This is a genomic window from Sphingobacterium sp. UBA6645 (assembly GCF_002455685.1).
In the GTDB taxonomy this organism is placed as follows: Bacteria; Bacteroidota; Bacteroidia; order Sphingobacteriales; family Sphingobacteriaceae; genus Sphingobacterium; species Sphingobacterium hotanense.
Genome location: NZ_DKLH01000060.1, coordinates 1 through 7,010 on the forward strand (window position 1 = coordinate 1; position 7,010 = coordinate 7,010).

The window sequence follows — 7,010 nt, forward strand, 5'->3', positions numbered from 1 at the left end:
CTCTTTTTCGTACAAGTTTGTTTACATGTTGATCAATGCTCCAGAAATTCCTGCGATAATAGCACCGACGAATAGTAAGATATAAAGTGCCAACATTACGACTACAAGAATACCGATAAACTTATAGTGCTTTTTAAGAAACTGGAATGAAGTTTCTAAGACTTGGCTGTTTTTGAAGTTTATTGCTTCTCCTAATTTGGTTGAAAACTGATATAGCCACCAAATTGGGAGGATGTAAATAAGCATAATGATTACTCCGGGAATAAACATCAGCCCGGTAACTCCTGCCATGCCTTTGGCTGCACCAGTGTCGTCGAGTGCTAGAGGCGCGGCACTGAGGGTGACACCAAGAAAAATATAGGCTATCACTGATAAACCGATTCCGATTAGTCCGACTATACTTAGAAATCTTGCCCATTTGGCTACTTCGCGCAGGTATTCAATACTTAAAGGTGTTAATTCAAGAAAAGGGCTGGGGTTAGGTGCAAAATGGCCAGAAGGCTGCTCTTGGTTTTGTTCGAAGTTGTCCATAATTGAGTTTTTAGAATATGATAAATGATATGGTTAAGCGCTAATGATGTGGTTAAGTGTAAATATAATAATTTTCTTGATACACATTCTTATGCCATCTCAAATTATAATGCAGTATTTCAGGTAAAAAAAACTGTGAAAATGTTAAATAAGGCACAGTAAATATTGTCTTGGCTTATTTTTTGTATTTTACTATCTAAATAAGCTGGGAGAATTATGATTAAAGTTTGTATTATGGCATTTGTGCTGTTCGTGACGAAGAGTGCTTATGCTCAGAAACTAGATTTAAATGTTGTTAGGGGGGATTTTAATAAGGGTGTAAAAGATGAGGAGCTCTGTAAACGGCATTTGGAGACTTTAGAGTCGGAAGCGAATACCCCTGTGGAGCGCGGATATGCGGCTGCTTTTCATATGTTTATGGCGAAGCATACCTCCAATCCCTTTAAGAAAATGAATTATTTCAAATCGGGCAAGAATAAATTGGAGAAAGAGATTAAGTCGAATCCAAATAATGTGGAGCTTCGTTTTATCCGATTATGCATACAGTATTATATTCCAAAGTACTTGGGATATCACGATCAGGTGCAGATTGACAAAGATTATGTGATGAATAATCTTTATAAAATGAACGATAAAGTAGCAAAAGATAAAATTTACAAATATTTAAAGGGGGCAAATATGTATAATGCCTCGGAACTTGCGTTATTAGCTAGATAGATTAACATTTTATATGAAGAAGACAGTATTTTTATTTTTTATGGCGATCGGCCTTTTTACACAGGCGGTAAATGGACAGATTAAACAACAGATTAACGCGATTAGTACGTTAGAAGTAACCGATAGAATTTGGGTAACGGTTGTTCCTAGTGACAGAAATGAGTTGGAAATTACTGGAGAATTGGCGGATAAAGTTGAAGCCGTATTTTCAAACAACGAACTTCGTTTAAAGATGAAAGCTGGATATTATTTAAAGGGAAATCAGGCATCTGTCGTTATTTACACGCCTACGGTTTCCAAAATAATCGCTAGAAAGGGCGCTGAGGTTAATTTTGAGGAAGAAACGCTTAAAAATGCCCGTTTAGATATTTTTGCCAATGAGGGTGCGAAGATTCGTGCTAAGATAGAATCGCAGCAGGTAGAGGTGGAGTCGAACACAGGCTCGGTAATCGATTTATTGGGAACTACGGATGAGCTGACGGTTAATAACACTGCGGGTGGTTCATTCTTTGGTAAGGATTTGAAAGCGCAGCGCGCATTAGTACGTACGAATGCTGGCGGAAAGACGGAGGTGTTCGCGAGCCAAGCTGCGGATGTTCAAACACGGGCAGGTGGTGTTATCGATGTATATGGCGATCCTCAACAACGCACACATAAGCGTATTGCAGGTGGTAAGATTAATTTCGTAAAAGGGAACCAAACACTATAGATAATAGTTTGATTTTAATATAAAAAGCGACGAGATATCTCGTCGCTTTTTTTTACTGATTTATTTTGTTTTCGAAGGTCACCAAGAACTTTTATTCCGATAGCTGGTTCAAAGGATGCATGAAAGATTTTCTAGCTGTTGAATGAGCTTGATCGGCTATCTGAGAGATTTAGATTGCTCGTATTCCCTTTTATCTGATTATGATGAAATTGTTAAATTTCCTCCTGCAAAATCAATATTGAAATTGTAACTTTGCGGCATGTCAGAAAAAATAATCATTCTCGATTTTGGATCGCAATATACGCAGCTAATCGCACGTCGCGTAAGAGAACTTAATGTTTATTGTGAAATCCATCCATACAACAATCTACCTGCTTTTGATGACTCAGTAAAGGGTGTGATCTTCTCTGGTAGTCCTTACTCCGTTCGTCAGGAGGAAGCTCCTCAAATTGATTTCAAAGCTATTCAAGACAAATTCCCATTACTAGGGGTTTGTTATGGTGCTCAATATATCGCGCAGAAATCCGGAGGCGAAGTGTTGCCTTCGACCATTCGTGAGTATGGCCGTGCGAATCTACAGTTCGTAGACAACGAGAATGAATTATTAAAAGGTATTCCTGTGCAGTCTCAAGTATGGATGTCGCATGGTGATACGATCAAAGAAGTTCCTTCAAACTTCAAGATCATTTCGAGTACTGACAAAGTTCGCGTTGCTGCCTACCATGTAGAAGGAACAAGAACATACGGTATACAATTCCACCCTGAGGTTACTCATAGTACGGATGGTCAGGTTCTATTAAAGAACTTTGTCATTGGTATCTGTGGTTGCCAGCAAGACTGGACTCCTGATGCTTTCGTAGATACTACAGTTGCTGAGTTAAAAGAGCAATTGGGTGATGACCATGTGATCATGGCATTATCTGGTGGTGTTGACTCAACGGTTGCTGCAGTATTATTGCATCATGCAATTGGCGAGAGACTACACTGTTTCTTCGTAGACCATGGCTTATTGCGTAAAGATGAGTACGAGCAGGTGTTGGAATCTTACAAGCATATGGGCTTGAACATTAAAGGTGTAAATGCGAAGGAATTATTCTACTCGCGTTTGGCAGGTGTTTCTGAACCGGAACAAAAGAGAAAGATAATTGGTGCTTCCTTTATCGACGTATTCGATGAGGCATCAAAACAAATACAAAGCGAACTTCCTGCAGGTGTAGAAGCTAAATGGTTGGGACAAGGAACTATTTATCCAGATATTATTGAATCTATTTCGGTAAAAGGTCCTTCGGCTACGATCAAGTCTCACCACAACGTTGGAGGTTTACCTGATTACATGAAACTCAAAGTAATTGAGCCGCTTAAGACTTTATTTAAAGACGAAGTACGCCGAGTAGGGAAGACTTTGGACGTAGATCCAGCTATCTTGGGTAGACATCCTTTCCCGGGCCCTGGCTTAGCGATTCGTATTTTAGGCGATATCACTGAAGAAAAGGTACGAATTTTGCAAGAAGCAGATGACATATATGTCCGTAACTTGAAAGAGTCCGGATGGTATGATAAGGTTTGGCAAGCAGGAACGATATTCTTGCCTGTACAATCGGTCGGCGTAATGGGCGATGAGCGTACTTATGAACACGTGGTTGCTTTACGTGCGGTAGGCTCGTTAGATGGAATGACGGCTGATTGGATTCACTTACCTTATGATCTACTTGCTAAAATTTCAAATGAAATTATTAATCATGTTAAAGGAATCAATAGAGTCGTGTATGATATCAGTTCAAAACCGCCAGCAACCATTGAGTGGGAATAAACTAAAACAAAACATTTTAAGAAATACAGCATTCGCGGCAGCACTAGGCTTAGTGCTGTCCGTGAGTTCTTGTACCCCAAAAGTCGGTGTGCTCCGCTCGCCAGATGTTTATGGTGGTGCAGTAGGCAGCGAGAAGGGCAAAGAGGAGAAGAAAGAAGAGGCGAAAACTGCCGAAGAAAAGAAAGCAACGAAAGCTAACAATAGTATTGCTTTATTGTTACCATTCCAACTGGATCGCGTAGCGGTTAACTCCATGAGTGAGGAAGATGTCAAACGTTCTGCTTTAGCATTGGATTTCTATCAAGGATTTCAGTTGGGGATGAACGAGGCGACAAAGAAGAGCGGCGACTATGCATTGAAGGTTATGGATACCCAAGATAGCGAAATGCGTAATGTATCGCTGGCGGCTTCCAAAGATGTTCAGGACGCGATCCTTATCGTAGGTCCGGTTTATCCAAAGGAGATCCGCTCGTTTGGAAAGAGCCATACCAATAAAAATGTGCTTCAAGTAAATCCGTTAGCTGCGGCAATGCCTACGGAATTTAATCAATCGAATCTTGTTTCTATCACGCCTCCAATTCGTATTCACATGCGCGCCGTTGCTAACGAGGTCGCATCTAAATATAGAACTGGAGATGTTGTTTTAGTATTCGACGCACGTGATAATGATCATCGACAGTTCATTGCTGGTATCGACGAAGAGATTAAGAAAGTGAATCCTGCAATCGTGGTGAAGCATGTTACCACGGTCTCGCAATTGACGGCAGCTATGCCTGATCTGGAGACTGCTTTCGTAATTACCGGAACGACAGAGAAGAATCAATTACGTTCTTTAATTTCTGGCTTAGATGCGAAAGTAAGAGAAGGATTTGCCATCAAATTATTCGGACACCCACTTTGGGATCGCTTCGACTTCGGACCGTATTCTAACTTTTATAGAATGGACCCGACTATTACAGGTGAGAGTCATTTAAAAGTGTGGAGCACAGAAGTTCAGAATTTCCAACGTAATTATAAAAACCAGTTCAAGGTTGATCCTTCCGATTTCGCATATAAGGGATACGACGCTGGAAAATACTTCACCAACTTGTTGAACAAGTATGGTGCTGACTATGCAGACAAATTACAAAACGAAGGATTTAACGGTATTTTTAGCAACTATAAGTTTAAATATAACCAGCAATGGGGATATGTAAATGAAGGTGTTCAGCTAAGAACCTACCGTAATGGTTCTTTCCAATAAATAGATCTTGGAATACAACAGTAAGCGAGTTCATCAACAAGTTCGCAATTTCGAACGCACCTTAGATGGGTATCATTTCCAAGAACCTTTCTCTAGATATCTAACACAGTTTTATAAAAATAATAAGCAGATGGGTTCATCCGATAGAAGGATGAACTCCAGATACTGCTATAATGTATTCCGTTTAGGACGCGCTTTCGAAGATCTTCCTTTAACAGAGCGCTTAGCAATTGCCGAGTATCTTTGTGAGAAAGAAAGTGCTGTGGTTCATGAGTTTAAACCTGATTGGGTAAATAAAGGCTTTACGGATCTGCAAGATAAGATTGACTTTATTAGTTCATTATATGGTGAGTTTTTAAGCAAGGTATTTCCGCTGTCGGATCATTTGTCGCCCAGCATTGGAAAAGATGAATTTATCAGTTCTCATTTTATACAACCCGATCTTTTTATCCGCCTAAAGCGGGGCAGTGAAACGATCGTAAAGCAGGGATTAGAGGATCAAGCTATCTCTTTTTTAGAGGCAGGTCCCCAAACCTTAGTAATGAGCAATAGCATTAATCTGCAGGCTTTAAAGAAGATTCAGGGCTTATACGAGGTGCAGGATTATTCGTCGCAACAGAGTTTAAACGCCGTGCAAGCCAAGGCTAATGAAACATGGTGGGATGCCTGTGCCGCGTCGGGTGGTAAATCGCTGTTATTGTTAGATAAATTTCCGCATATCAATCTGATGGTTTCGGATGTTCGTTCGAGTATCCTCAGAAATTTAGATGAACGCTTTGACCTCGCAGGAATCAAGAAGCCTTATCGCAAAAAGATATTGGATTTAAATAATCCGGTTGATCATATCATGGCAAATGAGCGCTTTGATGGTCTCATCATAGATGCGCCATGTTCCGGCTCAGGGACATGGGGAAGAACGCCTGAGATCCTCTCTAAGTTCCGTGGGGATGAGCTTCAAAGGTTCTCAACGTTACAAAAGCGCATTGTGAAGCATGCTATTCCTTATTTGAAGACTGGAAAGAGTTTGATTTATATCACCTGTTCGGTATATAAAGAGGAGAATGAGGAGGTTGTTTCTTTCATTGAAAACGAACTTAACCTTAAGCTGGAAAGCATGACGCCCATATTAGGATACGATCGTAAAGCGGATTCCATGTTTACGGCTAAGTTCATTAAGCCTTAATCTAATCGCAATTCAAAGGAATTACCAATACAGGACAAGTTGCTTTTCGAATAATAGCCTCGGATACAGATCCTGATAAGAAATGGTCAAAACCAGTGCGACCATTCGTGCCTACAATTATTAAGTCGGCTGTCCATTCCTTAGCCACCTGCAAAACTTCATCGCGGACATCACCTATTCGATTAAATGTAAAGGTTTCGGAAGCAGCGCTGAACTCTGTCGCTAAACCATCTAAGAAGTTCTGCGCGGATTGCTGCTGAATTTCCGATACCTCCGGGACAATGATAGGTTGCTGTCCTAATAACGGATCAACGCCATAGCTTGTCGGTGAAGTAGGAGGGACTACAGTTACTAATGCCAACGACGGCTTTAGATCGGCTACTATTCCTTTCGCATAGTTGATCGCACGCTCCGAACAGGGGCTTTCATCAACTGCTAATAATATTCTATTAAATTTTGTTGCGCTCATAATCTTAAGTGTTTGTCTACCTAATATATTAAAAACCTTGTAGGCAATAAATAGTTTTAGTCATTTTTTCTGTTAAACTCTGCTTTTTAATAATAAGTTAGAATACAAACCTTTACGACATGTTCTTTCTAAAGAGCTTTAACGCCATCTTTAGAAGTGAAAACGTTTTGCTTAGAATGGTTTATTAGAATAGTAATCTTTATTCCGAGAAATGAGATACCGACGAAAATTATAATGAGGGAGACTAAAGAATGAGTATACTTAATTAAATTCTAAGAATAATTCGATTTTCCTGTTCAGGGGGAATTGAACAGGAATCTTTAGAAGTAAAAAATACAGTAAAATAGA

General features: G+C 40.0%; 7 protein-coding genes. 5 read left to right on the forward strand and 2 right to left on the reverse strand.

Annotated features, from left to right (window positions below):
* Positions 1 to 21 precede the first annotated feature (21 nt).
* Positions 22 to 531 carry a DUF5362 family protein gene (locus B2400_RS11720; RefSeq protein ID WP_149526194.1) on the reverse strand — a complete coding sequence of 170 codons (510 nt, stop codon included), beginning with the start codon at positions 529 to 531 and terminating at the stop codon, positions 22 to 24.
* Positions 532 to 747: 216 nt separating this feature from the next.
* On the opposite strand from B2400_RS11720, the gene B2400_RS11725 reads away from it, so the two are divergent.
* The 5 genes from B2400_RS11725 (at position 748) to B2400_RS11745 (ending at position 6,193) form a co-directional block, all read left to right on the forward strand.
* On the forward strand, positions 748 to 1,248 hold the full coding sequence (locus tag B2400_RS11725) for a hypothetical protein (protein WP_149526193.1): 501 nt from the start codon (positions 748 to 750) through the stop codon (positions 1,246 to 1,248).
* Positions 1,249 to 1,261: 13 nt separating this feature from the next.
* Positions 1,262 to 1,957 carry a head GIN domain-containing protein gene (locus B2400_RS11730; protein ID WP_293933554.1) on the forward strand — a complete coding sequence of 232 codons (696 nt, stop codon included), beginning with the start codon at positions 1,262 to 1,264 and terminating at the stop codon, positions 1,955 to 1,957.
* 259 nt (positions 1,958 to 2,216) lie between these two features.
* Positions 2,217 to 3,767 carry a glutamine-hydrolyzing GMP synthase gene (guaA, locus tag B2400_RS11735; protein WP_149526191.1) on the forward strand — a complete coding sequence of 517 codons (1,551 nt, stop codon included), beginning with the start codon at positions 2,217 to 2,219 and terminating at the stop codon, positions 3,765 to 3,767.
* Entirely contained in the window at positions 3,724 to 5,010 is a 1,287-nt protein-coding gene (locus B2400_RS11740; RefSeq protein WP_286652131.1) for an ABC transporter substrate-binding protein, read from the forward strand. Before guaA ends, B2400_RS11740 begins: the two co-directional genes overlap by 44 nt.
* Positions 5,011 to 5,017: 7 nt before the next feature.
* A complete protein-coding gene (locus tag B2400_RS11745; protein ID WP_293933561.1) occupies positions 5,018 to 6,193 on the forward strand; it encodes an RsmB/NOP family class I SAM-dependent RNA methyltransferase in 1,176 nt (391 codons plus the stop codon).
* Between the two features lies 1 nt (position 6,194).
* Here the strand turns inward: B2400_RS11745 and B2400_RS11750 are convergent, their stop codons facing one another.
* Positions 6,195 to 6,662, reverse strand: coding sequence for a universal stress protein (locus B2400_RS11750; protein ID WP_149526188.1), 468 nt, complete (start codon positions 6,660 to 6,662; stop codon positions 6,195 to 6,197).
* Positions 6,663 to 7,010: the final 348 nt, after the last annotated feature.

Excerpts from the sequence above, each read along its gene's own strand:
- B2400_RS11750 (WP_149526188.1), bottom strand. The coding sequence starts at position 6,662 with ATGAGCGCAACAAAATTTAATAGAATATTATTAGCAGTTGATGAAAGC.
- B2400_RS11720 (WP_149526194.1), bottom strand. The coding sequence starts at position 531 with ATGGACAACTTCGAACAAAACCAAGAGCAGCCTTCTGGCCATTTTGCA.
- guaA (WP_149526191.1), top strand. The coding sequence starts at position 2,217 with ATGTCAGAAAAAATAATCATTCTCGATTTTGGATCGCAATATACGCAG.
- B2400_RS11740 (WP_286652131.1), top strand. The coding sequence starts at position 3,724 with ATGATATCAGTTCAAAACCGCCAGCAACCATTGAGTGGGAATAAACTA.
- B2400_RS11725 (WP_149526193.1), top strand. The coding sequence starts at position 748 with ATGATTAAAGTTTGTATTATGGCATTTGTGCTGTTCGTGACGAAGAGT.
- B2400_RS11730 (WP_293933554.1), top strand. The coding sequence starts at position 1,262 with ATGAAGAAGACAGTATTTTTATTTTTTATGGCGATCGGCCTTTTTACA.